At 43.5% G+C, this 15,361-nt stretch carries 13 protein-coding genes; all 13 read left to right on the forward strand.

Going from position 1 to position 15,361, the window contains the following annotated elements; translation table 11 throughout:
- The first annotated feature begins 17 nt into the window (after positions 1-17).
- The 13 genes from KFT32_RS09485 (at position 18) to KFT32_RS09545 (ending at position 15,345) form a co-directional block, all read left to right on the forward strand.
- Complete coding sequence (locus KFT32_RS09485; RefSeq protein WP_211746946.1) at positions 18-692, forward strand: GntR family transcriptional regulator; 675 nt, start codon at positions 18-20, stop codon at positions 690-692.
- Between the two features lie 43 nt (positions 693-735).
- Complete coding sequence (locus tag KFT32_RS09490; RefSeq protein ID WP_211746947.1) at positions 736-2,829, forward strand: alpha-glucuronidase family glycosyl hydrolase; 2,094 nt, start codon at positions 736-738, stop codon at positions 2,827-2,829.
- Positions 2,830-3,020: 191 nt separating this feature from the next.
- Entirely contained in the window at positions 3,021-3,650 is a 630-nt protein-coding gene (locus tag KFT32_RS09495; RefSeq protein ID WP_211746948.1) for a copper amine oxidase N-terminal domain-containing protein, read from the forward strand.
- A gap of 191 nt (positions 3,651-3,841) precedes the next feature.
- Complete coding sequence (locus KFT32_RS09500) at positions 3,842-4,357, forward strand: sigma-70 family RNA polymerase sigma factor (RefSeq protein ID WP_211746949.1); 516 nt, start codon at positions 3,842-3,844, stop codon at positions 4,355-4,357.
- 47 nt (positions 4,358-4,404) lie between these two features.
- Positions 4,405-5,580 (forward strand): hypothetical protein, encoded by a 1,176-nt coding sequence (locus KFT32_RS09505; protein ID WP_211746950.1) that lies wholly within the window; start codon positions 4,405-4,407, stop codon positions 5,578-5,580.
- Positions 5,577-6,575, forward strand: coding sequence for an ABC transporter ATP-binding protein (locus tag KFT32_RS09510; protein ID WP_211746951.1), 999 nt, complete (start codon positions 5,577-5,579; stop codon positions 6,573-6,575). The genes KFT32_RS09505 and KFT32_RS09510 overlap by 4 nt, the downstream gene beginning before the upstream one ends.
- Positions 6,572-7,459, forward strand: a complete 888-nt coding sequence (locus KFT32_RS09515; protein ID WP_211746952.1) for an ABC transporter permease — start codon at positions 6,572-6,574, stop codon at positions 7,457-7,459. The genes KFT32_RS09510 and KFT32_RS09515 overlap by 4 nt, the downstream gene beginning before the upstream one ends.
- Before the next feature lie 319 nt (positions 7,460-7,778).
- Positions 7,779-8,555: an ABC transporter permease gene (locus tag KFT32_RS09520; RefSeq protein WP_211746953.1), complete on the forward strand. Its 777-nt coding sequence runs from the start codon at positions 7,779-7,781 to the stop codon at positions 8,553-8,555.
- A 23-nt stretch (positions 8,556-8,578) separates the two neighbouring features.
- Positions 8,579-9,400 carry an ABC transporter permease gene (locus KFT32_RS09525; protein WP_211747072.1) on the forward strand — a complete coding sequence of 274 codons (822 nt, stop codon included), beginning with the start codon at positions 8,579-8,581 and terminating at the stop codon, positions 9,398-9,400.
- A gap of 12 nt (positions 9,401-9,412) precedes the next feature.
- Positions 9,413-10,390: an ABC transporter ATP-binding protein gene (locus tag KFT32_RS09530; RefSeq protein WP_211746954.1), complete on the forward strand. Its 978-nt coding sequence runs from the start codon at positions 9,413-9,415 to the stop codon at positions 10,388-10,390.
- 271 nt (positions 10,391-10,661) lie between these two features.
- The gene (locus KFT32_RS09535) at positions 10,662-13,055 is read left to right on the forward strand and encodes a glycoside hydrolase family 95 protein (protein WP_211746955.1); all 2,394 of its coding nucleotides are present in this window, start codon (positions 10,662-10,664) and stop codon (positions 13,053-13,055) included.
- 165 nt (positions 13,056-13,220) lie between these two features.
- Positions 13,221-13,739 carry an RNA polymerase sigma factor gene (locus KFT32_RS09540; RefSeq protein ID WP_211746956.1) on the forward strand — a complete coding sequence of 173 codons (519 nt, stop codon included), beginning with the start codon at positions 13,221-13,223 and terminating at the stop codon, positions 13,737-13,739.
- Complete coding sequence (locus KFT32_RS09545) at positions 13,723-15,345, forward strand: DUF4179 domain-containing protein (RefSeq protein ID WP_211746957.1); 1,623 nt, start codon at positions 13,723-13,725, stop codon at positions 15,343-15,345. The genes KFT32_RS09540 and KFT32_RS09545 overlap by 17 nt, the downstream gene beginning before the upstream one ends.
- The last annotated feature ends 16 nt before the right edge of the window (positions 15,346-15,361 follow it).

Consider the following 15,361-nt stretch of genomic DNA (forward strand, 5'->3'; position numbering starts at 1 on the left):
AAGAAAGAGGGTACCATATGTCTACAGAACAGAAGCTCAAAGGCTCTACTCGAGCTTACTCCTATCATTTTTTGAAAGATAAAATTATGCATCTCGAATTAGAGCCAGGGACGAAAATTTCTGAGAAAGAGATTGCAGATGAATTGAATGTAAGTAGAACTCCTGTACGTGAGGCATTCATGAAACTAGCGGAAGAAGAGCTCCTTGATATTGTTCCACAAAGTGGAAGTGCGGTATCTCTTATTAACCTTGCGCATGTAGAAGAAGGTAGATTTATAAGGGAGAAAATAGAAAAAGAAATTGTAGCTTTGGCATGTGAATCTTTTGGAGAAGAATTTCGGTTTCGAATGGAAACGAATATTGCTTTGCAGGACGTCTGTGCAGGCAAAAATAATTTTCACAAATTGTTTGAACTGGATGAAGAGTTTCATCAGATTTTGTTCGACGGCACGGGCAAAGCTCGCACCTGGAAGATGTTGCAGCAGCTTAATATTCATTTTAATCGGCTTCGCTTACTTCGTTTGTCCAAGGATTCGAACTGGGAGAACATTATTTCTCAGCATAAGGAGATTTATAGACTTATAGTGAACCAAGAAACAACGCAGGCCACACAAATGATGGAGAATCACTTACGTCTAGTTGTGGTGGAGCAAGACATTTTATTTGAGAAATATCCGCATTATTTTGTGTAAGAGGAAAGCAACATTCGGAATATAGAAGGGATTGAGGTACATCATGACTGAGATTGGACAGCTTCCTTATTCTTCAGCCGACCGAGGTTGGTTACGATATGAGAAAAAATGTAGTGCTCCCTATTTGTCAGGCATTGTATATCATGATTCCAATTTAGGAGAAGTAACGCAAGCCGCGATCCGTGAGCTGAGGTATGCGATCTCCCAGATGACCGGAACCGAACCTACACTAACAACAACTTCAGTAAACTCATCTGAAAAAAGTAGTCTCCATAATCCTCATATTCGTCTTGCTCTGATCGATGAAGAGGGCTTGCCGGAAGTGCTGCAGACAAAATTACTGGCAGAACAGCTAGAGGAGGAAGGGTTTGCCCTGAAGTCATTCCCTCAAGGGGAAGGTGAAACGGTATATATTTTAGGGAAAACAGAGAAAGGTTTACTCTATGGAACGTTCCATCTGCTGCGAATCTTGCAGACAGAGGAAGATGCATTAACGGAGCTTGATGTATTTGAGAATCCTAAAAACAGGCTTCGGATGATGAATCATTGGGATAACATGGATGGATCGATTGAAAGAGGATATGCAGGACAATCAATTTTTTTCAAAGATAACCGATTTGTGGAGAATGACGAACGGATTCGGGATTATGCAAGAATGATGGCTTCCCTTGGGATCAACGGAATATCCATAAATAATGTAAATGTTCATGAAGTGGAGACACGGCTCATTACATCTGAGTTTTTGCCGGATGTAGAGAAAGTAGCGGCTATCTTCAGATCGTATGGGATTACGATGTACCTAAGCGTCAATTATGCAAGTCCGATACAACTTGGGGGACTGGAGACAGCTGATCCTCTGGATACGAGAGTGGGTGCCTGGTGGAAAGCGAAAGCCGAAGAAGTTTATAGCGTTATACCGGACTTTGGTGGATTTGTGGTCAAAGCAGACTCCGAACATAGACCGGGGCCGTTTACCTACGGACGTACACATGCAGAGGGTTCAAATATGCTGGCGGAGGCGCTAGAACCTTATGGCGGGATCGTGATCTGGCGTTGTTTTGTATATAATTGTTTGCAGGACTGGCGAGATCGCACAACGGACCGAGCACGAGCAGCATATGATCATTTCAAACCGCTGGATGGACAATTCAAAGAAAATGTAATTCTGCAGATCAAAAATGGACCGATGGACTTTCAGGTGCGTGAAGGCGTATCTCCACTAATTGGGGCTATGCCGCATACCAATCAGATGTTGGAATTTCAGATTACACAAGAATATACTGGACAGCAGAAACATCTGTGCTATCTGATTCCGCAGTGGAAGGAAATTCTTGATTTTGATACGTATGCACATGGAACACACTCTGAGATTAAGAGAGTTGTATCTGGTGAACTTTTCCCTTATGCCTATAGTGGAATCACTGCGGTTATTAATGTGGGAGACGATGAAAACTGGACGGGTCATACTCTCGCACAGGCTAACTTATACGGGTATGGCCGACTTACTTGGAATCCGGACTTGTCTGAAGAACAAATCACAGCAGAGTGGATTCACCAGACCTTTGGGACGGAACCGGATGTCGTGGATCATATTAGTTCCATGCTTGCTGATTCATGGGAGATATATGAAAATTATACCTCTCCGCTTGGGGTAGGCTGGATGGTCAATCCTGGGCATCACTATGGACCAAACGTGGATGGATATGAATATTCCGTATGGGGAACGTATCATTTTGCTGATTGCGAAGGGATTGGTGTAAACCGTACGGTAAAAGACGGGACAGGATATGTAGGTCAATATTTCCCGGAAAATGCCGAACGGTACGAGTCACTTGTCACCTGCCCGGATAAGCTGCTACTCTTCTTTCACCACGTGCCATATACGCACAAACTGCATTCTGGCAGTACGGTGATTCAGCACATTTATGATACTCATTTTGCAGGAGTAGAAGGCGTAAACTCCCTAATTCAGAATTGGAGCAGTCTGGAAGGCAAGATAGATGATAAGCGGTATTCTGGTGTAATGGCAAGACTTAAACACCAGTATGAGCATGCCAAGGAATGGCGAGATATTATTAATACGTACTTTTACCGAAAATCAGGTATTGCAGATGAGCTGAGTCGCACAATTTATTAGAATAAAGAAGTTACTTCACGGAAGTGGAGTAACTATAGTTAAAGAAGCTGTTCAGGTGAATTCCTGGGCAGCTTTTTTGTAGTGAGAAGTCCATAATTGCTATCACTTTCTTTTTTATTATAAAAGCTACCAATAAATGCATAATTATGTTAGTGTGAGTAGGTATATTATACTAAGGGGATGTATTTTACATGAAAAAGAGATTGATTTATGGTTCTTTAGCATTATCTTTAATTTTAGGTAGTACAACGGTTTCTGCACATCCGGGCAGAACAGATTCAAATGGAGGTCATACTTGCAGAACAAACTGTTCCAAGTGGGGGCTAAGTAACGGAGAATATCATTATCATAATGGTGGGGGCTCATCAAGTAGTGGATCTTCAAGTAGCAGTTCTAGCAGCCAATCTTCTAGCAATAAGAATGAAAGTAAACCAAAGCCAAAACCAAAACCTGCTGCGCCTACTTATAAAGAGTCAGGTCTTAAGGTATACATAAACGGAAAACAACTTTCATTTGGTAGTGAACCTTTAATTTATCAGAATACGAACCTGATTCCTTTACGTGAAATTGCTGAAGGAATGGGTGCTACGGTAACATGGAATAAAAGCAGCGGCTCCATTGGCATTAAAAAAGGGAATAGAAAGATGACATTAACGATTGGAAGCAAAACTGTATTCTACAATGGAACTTCAGAAACGGCCAGTGCTGCACCTAAAGTAATAAAGGGAGTAACTTATGTTCCTGCACAAGTTTTTGCTAGAGGATTAGGAGCATCTATCAAATACAGTGAAAGCAACAACACACTGAAAATTACATTCTAAATTTTATTCTGGGGACCTTTAGGGGTCCTCTTTTTTATTCAGACTGGAGTGAACAACGATTATCCGCTAATCTTTAGGTTGAAGTTCTCCGAATGATGAAAAAATAGAAAAACCATTTTTTACAATGTGCTACAAAATGAAAACTAGGTCCGTCTTATAGATAGCTGCAGCTGAAAGGAGACGAATAACACATGGAAGGACCGGAAATGGATGCATTCCGCACCGTGTTCGAGGAGCATTATCCGAGCGTCAGACGCAAACTCGTTGCGCTGATTCAGGATGAAGCCGCGGCGGAAGATCTTGCGCAAGAAGTATTTATAAGATTATACCGGAATCCACCCGATGATCCGGCTGCCATCGGCGCATGGTTACATCGTGTGCTGACTCGCATCGGATATGACTATATAAGCAAACAAATTAGAGAACGCAAACTCAAAGATAAACAGGAACAATTTTATGATAGCGGTCAGCAGCAGCTGGCCTCCGGAGAAGAAGTGGTGCTGAGACGCATGGATCAGGAAGAGGTTCGGGAATGGATGGAAGAGTTGCCAGAACGAGATCGTAAGGTCCTCATGCTGAAATACTCGGGTTACAGTTACGCGGAAATTGCCGAGGAACTGAATGTTAGACCTCCTTTAGTTGGCTCCATGCTGAGCCGGGCAACCAGTAAACTGAAACGAAAAGTAATACGGAAATCGGTGACTTAGGATACACGCCCACGTGAATATGGAATGAAAAGGAGTTGAATGGATCCATGACATCTATAGATGATAAAAACGAAAAAGACCGGATAGATGAAGCCTGGCAGAAGCTCACATCCAAGCTGGGGCAGGAAGAAATGAGTCCCAAATGGGCCGCTTGGGCGCCTGGTCATACGGATATGAAGACATCACAGGAGTTAGAGACAGAACAAATACAAAACAATCGAGTAGCAACGAACAATGCCGGAGGAGAGATGAGCGTAATGCAGATGAATGAGGAAAAGCAGGTTCAAACGAATCTGAAACATACGGCAGGTGCGAAGAAAAAACGTTCTAAGAAACAACCCGCTAAAAAGTGGATTAGCATTGCAGCTGCCGCAGCGATTGCTGGCGTGATGGTAGCTACACCTCTGGGAGATAAGGCACTTGCTGCGATTCTGAATCAATTCCGTATGGATGAAGTTACAGCAGTAGATGAAAGGGACTTGATGGAATTTATTAGCACGATCTCAGGTGGGGACGGGGTACACGAATTTATTAGTAAGTACGGTACCTTTACCAATGAATCAGGAGATAACATGCAGCTAAAAAACAAGACAGCAAAGCAGATTGGTGAACAAATTGGTCTAAAAGCCATAACAGGTGAGTTGATCGATACAAAAGACTTTGGAGTAGGTTATTCACAGAAAATTACGATGAAACTAGATATTTCTAAAGTGAATGCAACGATGAAACGGCTTGGTGCAGATGATCTTATGCCAGAATCACTGAATGGTCAGGTCATTACCCTTCAAATTCCTGAGACTTTGTCTCAAGGCTACAGCAATGATAGCCAGAATAAACATGCATATATTTCTCAGCAAAAAATCCCGACAGTTCACGTAGACTCTTCTGTGGCCATTGAAGATGCAGTGAAAGCAGTCCTGAATTTTCCGCTCATGTCAGACCATTTAAAGACGGCAATTCAAACGGATCAGATACTAGAAGGTAAACTCCCAATGCCTGTATTCACAGACGGTTCGGCTGAAAAAATAAGTGTGGATGGTATCCCTGTTATTCTAGAACAGGATAGTTACAACTATTACGGACCCTCAGGTAGCCTAGAGCAAATTACAAAATACGTGGCTACTTGGACTAAAAATGATGTGCTCTATCGCTTAGACGGGGATACATTGTTCGATACGAAAGAGAAAATGGAAGAACAAATCAAGGAGCTGATGAGCCGGTGACAGCTGCTATTCACACCGAAGGATTAACGAAAGAATTTGATAATGGTCGCGGCTGTCGCGATGTATCCATCACTGTTCAGGAAGGGGAAGCCTTTGGCTTCCTCGGCCCGAATGGAGCAGGAAAAAGCACTTTTGTAAAAATGCTGGTCGGTCTGATTTATCCTACAGAGGGTTCAGCTACAATCTTCGGTCATCCCATACATAGTCTGGAAGCCAAAAAACGAATTGGGTATTTGCCTGAATTGTTCAGATATCAAGAATGGCTGACCGGCGAAGAAGTGATGAGACTCCATGCGAAGATATGCGGTGTGGATGCTAAGACGTCCAAAGAGCGAATTCCACAGTTACTCGATGAGGTTGGACTTGGAAGCCGAGGAAGAGGGAAAATCAAAAACTATTCCAAAGGGATGCAGCAGCGTCTCGGACTTGCGGCAGCGCTTGTTGGCGATCCGAAAATTATTTTTCTAGACGAACCTTCCTCGGCCCTAGATCCTGTTGGGCGCAAGGAGGTTCGCTCTATTTTGATGAAGTTAAAGGCAGAGGGAAAAACGATCTTCTTGAACTCTCACATGCTGGAGGATGTGGAAGCGGTATGTGATCAGATTGCCCTTCTTAATAATGGGGAGATTTTACGTGCGGGTGAAGTAGGCGACGTCCTTCAGCAAAAAGTGACCTATCGTTTTAAAGTGAGCGGGTATACGCCCGTTGTGAGAAATTGGCTTCAGGAAGAGACCGGTTTTGAAATTCAGGTGGAGCCAGTGAGTAAACTTAGCGCTTCTAGTGAACTCGCACAAGCGGATCTTTTTGCTTCGGGTCATGATACGGTCTGGCTCAAAGCCGAATTGCAGAATGAAGAACAGGCAGGCTGGATCAATTCATTACTTATTGAGCAAGGACTGACCCTTTATGAGGTTGGTAAAGTAAGCGGCAATTTAGAAGACTGGTTCCTGACCGCGGTGAAGGGACTCAGCCATCGGGGGGAACAAGACAAATGATACTCATTATGAATATGACCTGGAAAGAGATGATTCGTAAGCGAGTGATGATTCTCGCCATGATATTAACAGTCTTGTTTCTTACCGCGTATTGGTTTATTGCCGATGCCATAGCAGGAAGTGAACGGTATGGCGGATTTTCGGGTGGAAGTTCTCTCGTTGCAAACTATACTACGGGTGTCCTAATGATGATGATCGGTTTCTTTTTTGCGGGATTTGTCATTGCGTTACTGTCCATCTTTAGCGCGTTCTCTTCCATTGCAGGGGAAGCGGAACAGGGAGTCATGCAGGCACTCATTACACGTCCGATATCAAGGTCGCAATTTTACATTGGTCGCTGGCTTGGATTTGTTACGTTGCTCTGCTGTTATACGTTGTTCTTATATACCGCTATTATGATCATTACGGACATTCATGCAGCTATACCTAAAGAACCTATGGTACATGTCAGAGCTCTACTGTTGCTTGCGCTTATTATTGTGTTGTTAGTATCTCTTACCATGCTGGGCTCTACCAAATTCTCTTCGCTCGGTAACGGTGTATTTATGACAATGTTATTTGGTGCGGGATGGCTTGGCGGGATGCTGGAGAAGGTACGTGAGATCGGTATTCTTGATGTACTGGATGCAGAAGACATCGGTAATACGCTGTCTAATATTTCTGGGCTTATGTCCATTATTATGCCGGTAGATGCGTTGCAACGAAAAATGATGCATGAACTCATCGGACTGGATGAACTCGGCGGTGTAATTGATGTTAGCAGTATGATTTCCGGATTTTTCATCGGAGAAGTTCCATCCGCTACCTTCGTCGTTTATGCCTTTTTGTATGCTGTGATTGCTTTTGTATGGGGAGTCTTGCGATTCCGCAAAAAAGATTTGTAATTTTGAATTGAACAATCGAAAATGATACATTTCAAAGCCATCTGGACAATGAAGAAAGCTGCTGCTTTAAACCTCTTCTGAGGAGATGACAGAGGATCATCTTATGTAATCAGAAGATGTTAATCTTAAGCATAAGCAGCAGTTCTCTTGGACGATGGTTTTTTGTGTTCTTATGAAACATGGATCATTTACCGCAATATGTAAAAATTGATTGTATTTAATTCCATGATTTGGTATGATAGTGCCCTTCTCGCATTTCACCTTGTCTGAAGTAGACGCACGGCTGGCGTCTCAACCAAGCTTATCGGAGGTGTATTCATTGCTCTATTTCACCCTGGCCCGTAAGGCCTATGCAAGAAATTTGCAGTACCGCGGTGCACATATGGTGCACAATGTCGCAAGCGCTTTATTCGGTTATCTGTATGCCTGTATTTGGATTGGAATTGGGGAAGGTCGCTCGCTCGGAGAGTACGGAACACAGGGCATGGTCAGTTACATTGCATTTACGCAAGCATCCTTGTGGGTAACGTCTTTCCTCACAAATGGTCTTGGGATCCCGGAAACCGTAAGAACCGGGCATATTTCCATGGATCTGATGAGACCCGTCCATCTATTTACGCATCTCATGTCTAGAGAGTGGGGGCAGGTCTTCTATCAATTTCTGTACAAATCGATTCCCATCTATCTCGTCTATCTCATTGCTTTCAAGCTTCAATTGCCACAGAACGGGATGACTTATGTCTTAACGGGAGCAAGTTTACTCGGAGCGGCTTACATGGGAATATGTATCAATTATCTCATTGGGGTCACCGCGATGTGGACCACCGAATCAAGCTGGCTTCAATGGGCAAATCACGCCCTCATTAATTTACTTGCCGGATTCTTTATTCCTATTGAATGGCTGCCTGGAGTTCTTCAAACCATTGCCTGGTGGTCGCCATATCCGTATCTTCTGTATGTACCCACACGTATTTACCTCGGTTATGAGGACGGTTCTCTACTAACAGGAACAGTGATGTGGATGCTGTTACTTACTTTGTTTTGCTTTCTTGCTACCTACTATCTTAGGCGAAAAGTGGAGGTGCAAGGAGGATGAATGTGAAGTACAAAACGCATCAAATGAGGAATCATTCCACTATATATAATCTTCGAACCTATTTTGAACTCTACTTATTATTAATCCGTACCAGTATCAAAAGCTCTATGCAATACAAGCTCAACTTTTTCTTGGGCTCTTTTCTAGCTGCCTTCATACAAATTGCAGAATTTCTGATGATTGCGATCGTGCTTCATCGTTTTGGAGCGATTCAAGGCTGGGACATTTATGAAGTCGGCTATTTATTTGCCATGATGACATTATCGAAAACGGTGTACCGCTCCATTGCCAATGAAGTGCACCATCTTGAAAAATATCTCGTAAGCGGGGATATGGATCAGTTGCTCACAAGACCGCTGCCTGTTCTTTTTACACTGCTTCCTCAGCGTTTTCGTATCATGCTGGGTGAATGGTTACAAGGAGGATTTGTTTTTGGATGGTCCATTCACGGAATGATGAGTAACGGCCAGATTGGGTGGATAGCCATACCGCAATCACTTTTCGTGATATTAACAGGAGCTGTTCTTCTATTCTCCATCGGGCTTGCAACGGCAACGATTGGCTTTTGGACAACGAGAATCAGTGAGCTTCAGACGTTTACCGAAGATGCAGCAGGTACGGCAGCAAGGTATCCACTTTCTCTCTATCCAAATTGGCTTGCAGGATTGCTTCTGGTTGTCCTTCCAGTAGGTCTTGTCAATTATGTCCCCGCTCTTTATATCGTCAAAGGGGAATGGGGTCCATGGATTTTCTTCGTCATTCTTGGCGCAGCGATCGTTTTTCTGGCAATCAGTCTTCGTTTCTGGAAATTTGGCATGACAAAATATCAGAGCACAGGTAGCTAAGGGGGAGCCTATATGATTGAGGTACAAGGGTTACATAAAGAGTTCAAAACACCCGTTGTTAAAGAGGGGAAGTTTGCTGGACTCCGCGCATTATTTTCTAGAGACTACACGGTAAAACAAGCCGTACAAAATATAAACTTCAAGATTGAACCCGGGGAGTTTGTTGGTTATATCGGTCCGAATGGGGCTGGCAAGTCAACCACTATTAAAATGCTAACCGGTATCCTCCATCCTAGTTCGGGTATGGTGAGGGTAAACGGCATGAATCCCCATGAACAGCGCAGGCAGGTCGTAAGGCGGCTCGGGGTTGTTTTTGGTCAGCGAAGTCAGCTATGGTGGGATCTTCCGGTGAAAGACAGCTACGATATTCTTGCTAAAATGTACAGAGTGGACGATAAGGATAAGCATGTGAGAATAGAGGAGTTTGCCGAACTTCTGGATTTGAAAGAATTCTGGGAAACTCCTGTACGTAAACTTTCTCTTGGCCAGCGGATGCGTGCGGATCTAGGTGCAGCGATGCTTCATAATCCGGATATTCTATTCCTCGATGAACCTACCATCGGTCTTGATGTGAATGCGAAGCGGAATATACGCTCTTTCCTGAAGCTGCTGAACCGTGATTTCGGCAAAACTATTCTGCTGACGACGCATGACATGGATGATATCGAACAATTGTGCACCCGGGTGATGGTTATTAACCACGGTCAACTTACCTACGACGGAACCGTGCAATCTCTGCGTGAAAATATTGGTCTTCCTACGATCATTAAAGTATCTTACCTTGAGGCGATAGAGCGTACTCGTCTGGAGCAGTTTCAACATGAGGCGGTGAAGATTATAGATCACACAGAGCGAACCATCACCGTTGAAGCGAACCGAAACCGAATTGGTACCATGCAAATCCTGGCGCAGCTGGGGGAATGGGGTGAACTTGCGGACGTAGAGATGCAGGAACCTGATTTTGAGGATGTCATTCACAAAGTGTACTAAGTGAAAAGATAAGGCCATTCCCAGATTTATTCATGGGGATGGCTTTTTATTGTGATGTATAGGTATGGATTAAGAATACTTTTTAAAAATTATTTATGGGAAAGACTTGATTTTTCGGGGGATTTTTAGGACGATACTGGTAAGAGTAGAATCCGCTTACATTAGAGAACAGACACTCAGTAGTAAGGATAGACAATGCTAAATGGAAGATATATAAAACGTTTTAGTTGTTTTAGTGAAAACAAACTATTATCGCATTGGAGGAGACAAAATGTTCTTAACGTATAACCGCCCAGCTAGCGAATGGACAGAAGCACTGCCCATTGGAAATGGCAGATTGGGTGCCATGGTGTTTGGGCGTGTGGAGCAGGAACGTTTGCAACTGAATGAAGATACATTGTGGTCTGGACCACCGACCGATTGGAACAACCCTTGTGCAAAAGAAGTGCTTCCCAAGGTAAGACAGCTTATACAGGAAGAGAAATATACCGAAGCAGACCAGTTAACGAAGGAAATGCTCGGTTCTTATACGCAGTCCTATCTGCCATTTGGGGATTTACAGATTACGTTTGATCATGGAGATATCACATCTGAATACAACCGGAGATTGGATCTTACGGAAGGTATAACGAAAACGACATACCGTATCGGAGATACAACGTACACACGGGAAATATTTGTGTCTCACCCTGATCAGGCCATTGTCATCCATCTGGAAGCAAGCGTACCGGGAAGATTGTCCTTTCATGCGAGTCTTAGCAGTCTTCTTCGTCATGAAACAAGGTCTGAAGAGAACCAAGCGATTATTAAGGGATACGCGCCAGAGGTTGTGAATCCAAGTTATTATCCTACGGATGATCCAATTCGTTATGGTAAACCGGGTGAAACGGATGCGATGCGTTTTGAAGGAAGATTAGCAATTCGGTATAAAGGAGGAAACGCAAGATCAAGCGCCACCGGTATCCGGATGGAAGGTGCAGATCAGGCGACTCTCTATTTTAGCGCAGCGACAAGCTTTAACGGATATGACCGCTCTCCGGGAAAGGAGGGTAAAGATGAGTCCGCTCATGCACGGAATGATCTGGAGAAAGCACTCCAGTATGATTATGAAGTTTTGCGGCAACGGCATGTAGAAGATTATCAAGAGTTATATGATCGAGTCGCACTTAATCTCGGTCCAGCTCTGGAGTCAGTAGATCTGCCTACCGATGAGCGTATCGTAAAATATGGCGGGCATGACCCGTATCTAGTTCAGCTCTTATTTCAATATGGGCGTTATTTGCTAATTTCAAGCTCCCGTCCGGGAACGCAACCTGCGAATCTGCAAGGGATCTGGAATCATGAGACAAGGGCTCCTTGGAGCAGCAATTACACGCTGAATATCAACGCAGAGATGAATTACTGGCCGGCTGAGACGGCCAATTTGTCCGAATGCCATGAGCCTTTGATAGATCTGATTACTAGACTGTCGATTAACGGGAAAAAGACGGCTGAAGTCAACTACGGTGCACGCGGATGGACAGCCCACCATAATTCCGATCTTTGGGGACAGACAGCACCGGTTGGTGCTTTTGGACATGGAGATCCGATATGGGCCTTATGGCAGATGGGCGGAGTATGGCTGTGCCAGCACTTATATGAGCATTATGTATTTACTCAGGATATGGATTTTCTGAAAAACAAAGCGTATCCGATCATGAAGGAAGCAGCTTTGTTCTGTCTGGATTGGCTGATTCAAGGTGAAGATGGTTCTTGGTATACTTCGCCTTCCACCTCACCGGAGCATCGCTTCCGCGTAAATGGGGAACTTCATCAGGTGACTACGACGGCAACAATGGATCTGGCTTTAATCCATGATCTGTTTACAAATCTGATTGAAGTGACATCTATTCTCGGTGAAGATGAGGATTTTGCAAAAGAACTTCAGCAGCGTAGAGATGCGCTCCCTCCGCTTCAAATCGGTAAATATGGGCAGCTGCAGGAATGGCTCTACGATTATGAAGACGAGGATGTTCACCATAGACATGTCTCTCATTTATTCGGTGTGTACCCAGGTCGCCAGTTGACGGTGAAAGATACGCCGGAGCTGATGGATGCAGCAAGAGTATCGTTAGAACGGCGTGGAGACGGCGGGACCGGCTGGAGTCTTGGCTGGAAAGTCGGACTGTGGGCGCGTTTCAAGGACGGAAACCGGGCACATCGCCTGATTTCCAATCTGCTGCAACTCGTTCGAGATGGTTCAGAACGATATGAAAGTGGCGGTGTGTACCCGAACCTGTTCGATGCGCATCCTCCATTTCAAATCGATGGCAATTTTGCTGCGACGTCAGGAATTATTGAGCTATTACTCCAATCTCATCAAGGGTATATCGAGTTGCTTCCGGCTCTGCCAGATGCTTGGCCGACTGGAAGTGTTCGAGGGCTGCGTGCTCGCGGAGGATATGAAGTCTCCATTTCGTGGTCAAATGGTCAGTTGAAAGAGGCTGAAATACAGCCGGATTATTCCGGAACTTGCACCCTTTCTGCCGAAGGAATGGAAGCAGAAGCACTCGTCGTTAGAACGGATAATGGGGATGAGGTTACTACAGAAGAGCTTGGCAATGGACTTGTTTCCTTCCTTGTTGAGGCCAAACAAAGCTATTTTGTGACTGTGAGAAACGCTTAGTAGCAACGGACAAATAATAAAAAATGGATAGAGAGTTCAGAGTGATTCTGAATCTCTATCCATTTTTTATTCCTTCGCTTTTTTAGAAATAGTAAAGGAAGTGAACGATTATATGCCATTATAAGTCTTATAGAATGAGAGCAGAACAAGGAGGGGTACTCACCATTGACTGATCGTGAGCTTTTCGAACGATATCATGAGCACGTATATCGTTTTTGTTATTATTTGATGCAAAATCAAGCGGATGCAGAGGATATTTGCCAAGAAGTATTTGTCAAAGCGATTTTGGCTGACAGATCCATTGTACGTGATCTTAAATCTTGGATTCTCCGAATTGCGTCAAACGAGTGTAATAGCCTGCTTAGAAGACGGAAGAATGGACTAATGAAAGAAATAACCGATTTTTTATTGTCACGGCCGCACGTAGGTAACCCAGTGGAAGAGAGCTTTGACCATCGTGAAGCCAGAACAGAGCTGAATAGGCTATACAGCAAGCTTCCGGACAAAATCCGAATGGTCGTTGTGCTTCGTTATATTAATGAATTGACGGTTCCAGAGATCTCTAGCGTAATTAATATTCCGGAAGGTACAGTAAAATCCAGATTAAATCGAGGGCTCAAGCTACTGAAAAACATGGTGGTATCCCAAGTTAAGGAGATGAGCAGCAATGAGTCAGTATTTTGAAAAAGAAGAGCACATTCCTCAGCCGGAATATGAAAAAATGTGGACAGCTATAGAACAGGAAGTATTCAAGCGTAAAGCAATTATAGGGCATGCAAAAGCAAAAGCTGGTTTCCGTCGTAGGATGAAGATGGTTCCTGTGAGTATCGTATTTTCATGTTTTCTACTTGTTGCAATTCCTGCTTTTGCTAGTGTGGCTCTCAATTGGGATATGGTAGGAGGACGAAGCATAACCAATGCATTAAACAACGGTATTGGTCAGCGGTATGATCTAAAAACAACCAATGCAGGCATTACGGTGAATTTGAACGGAGTTGTGACCGATGGAGAACATATGAAAATGCTGATTTCGTTAGACTCCGTGATAGACCCTGAACGTTACAATGATGTGGATTTTGAGCAAGTGGTCATGACTAATAAATCTGGTATGAAGGAAGAAGCAAATGGGACTTTAAACTACGACCCAATAAGCGACCAACTACTAGGTGTCTTTCAAACTGATGATACATTAAAGGATCGAAAGAAAGCATACTCACTAGAGATACAAAATCTCGTTTTTTATCGTAACAAGGATATTCCTTTGAAGTCCGATCTTTTAGCAGGGAGTTCTATCGATACTGAAATTAATCAGTATCCCAGTATCCATATTGAATCTGTAAGGCAAGATAATAACCAAACGGTTGTCCGTTATAAGGTTGCTGCATCTCCATCGAATTCGGGAGACGGAAATCCGCATTTAGTGATGAAGACTGGCAACAACGAATTTGAGGCGGTCCCGACAATTTTACCTAGCGACAGCTCCGAACTGCTTATTGAACAAGTCTTCAACATGACGGAACAGGATTGGAAAGCGGCTGATCCTCATTTCAGTTACATGGAGGAAGCAGAACGAATTAACGGTGCATGGAAGTTCGATTTTAGAGCGGACGGAAAAAAGGCAAGCGAAGCAATCTATTCCAAAGAACTGCAACTTGGCCCTGAAATTCAAAATACAACCGGTATTACTTTGGATAAGCTTATTGTTACTCCCTTGAATATTGAAATTCTAATAACAGATAAGGGTTCGCTTACATCAGGAGATGTCCATTATAAATCAGCTGAGCTCGTTATAGGTAATCATACAGTTAGTGGTGTCCAGACGATTAAAGGAAACGACCCGGAAAATTATCAACATTTGTATCAGTTCGAATCACCGGAATGGTACAACAACTGGTCTGATGTTTCAATGAAACTAATCTTAAAAGATGCTGTTATTGAGAAGCGTGATACGTCCAAAAATTGGATTACTCTTCATAGGCCTAGCGAGGAAAAGCAGTTCACCGAGCTTAATGTAGACGGCTACCCAATTCAGTTTACTTACTATACAGATGGAAATGAGCTTATTGTCGAATCAAAGTCTGATTCCCCAGGGTTTAAAGGGATCAGTCAAACGACGATGCGTGTTAACGGTACAGAAGTGGTACCAGAAGTCATGCCTAAAGGAATGGTATCCACAGGAGTTAATATAGATCATTACAAAAATATCGATTTGGATGGAGAACTCCAACTAAATCCGGGTATTTATAAATACAGCGATCCGAGCCGAGATATAGAAATTAATTTAAAATAATGTTGTTTCACCGGCC

The sequence above is a fragment of the Paenibacillus sp. Marseille-Q4541 genome, assembly GCF_018310695.1.
Taxonomy (GTDB): Bacteria; Bacillota; Bacilli; order Paenibacillales; family Paenibacillaceae; genus Paenibacillus.

Excerpts from the sequence above, each read along its gene's own strand:
- KFT32_RS09485 (WP_211746946.1), top strand. The coding sequence starts at position 18 with ATGTCTACAGAACAGAAGCTCAAAGGCTCTACTCGAGCTTACTCCTAT.
- KFT32_RS09490 (WP_211746947.1), top strand. The coding sequence starts at position 736 with ATGACTGAGATTGGACAGCTTCCTTATTCTTCAGCCGACCGAGGTTGG.
- KFT32_RS09495 (WP_211746948.1), top strand. The coding sequence starts at position 3,021 with ATGAAAAAGAGATTGATTTATGGTTCTTTAGCATTATCTTTAATTTTA.
- KFT32_RS09500 (WP_211746949.1), top strand. The coding sequence starts at position 3,842 with ATGGAAGGACCGGAAATGGATGCATTCCGCACCGTGTTCGAGGAGCAT.
- KFT32_RS09505 (WP_211746950.1), top strand. The coding sequence starts at position 4,405 with ATGACATCTATAGATGATAAAAACGAAAAAGACCGGATAGATGAAGCC.
- KFT32_RS09515 (WP_211746952.1), top strand. The coding sequence starts at position 6,572 with ATGATACTCATTATGAATATGACCTGGAAAGAGATGATTCGTAAGCGA.
- KFT32_RS09525 (WP_211747072.1), top strand. The coding sequence starts at position 8,579 with ATGAGGAATCATTCCACTATATATAATCTTCGAACCTATTTTGAACTC.
- KFT32_RS09530 (WP_211746954.1), top strand. The coding sequence starts at position 9,413 with ATGATTGAGGTACAAGGGTTACATAAAGAGTTCAAAACACCCGTTGTT.
- KFT32_RS09535 (WP_211746955.1), top strand. The coding sequence starts at position 10,662 with ATGTTCTTAACGTATAACCGCCCAGCTAGCGAATGGACAGAAGCACTG.
- KFT32_RS09545 (WP_211746957.1), top strand. The coding sequence starts at position 13,723 with ATGAGTCAGTATTTTGAAAAAGAAGAGCACATTCCTCAGCCGGAATAT.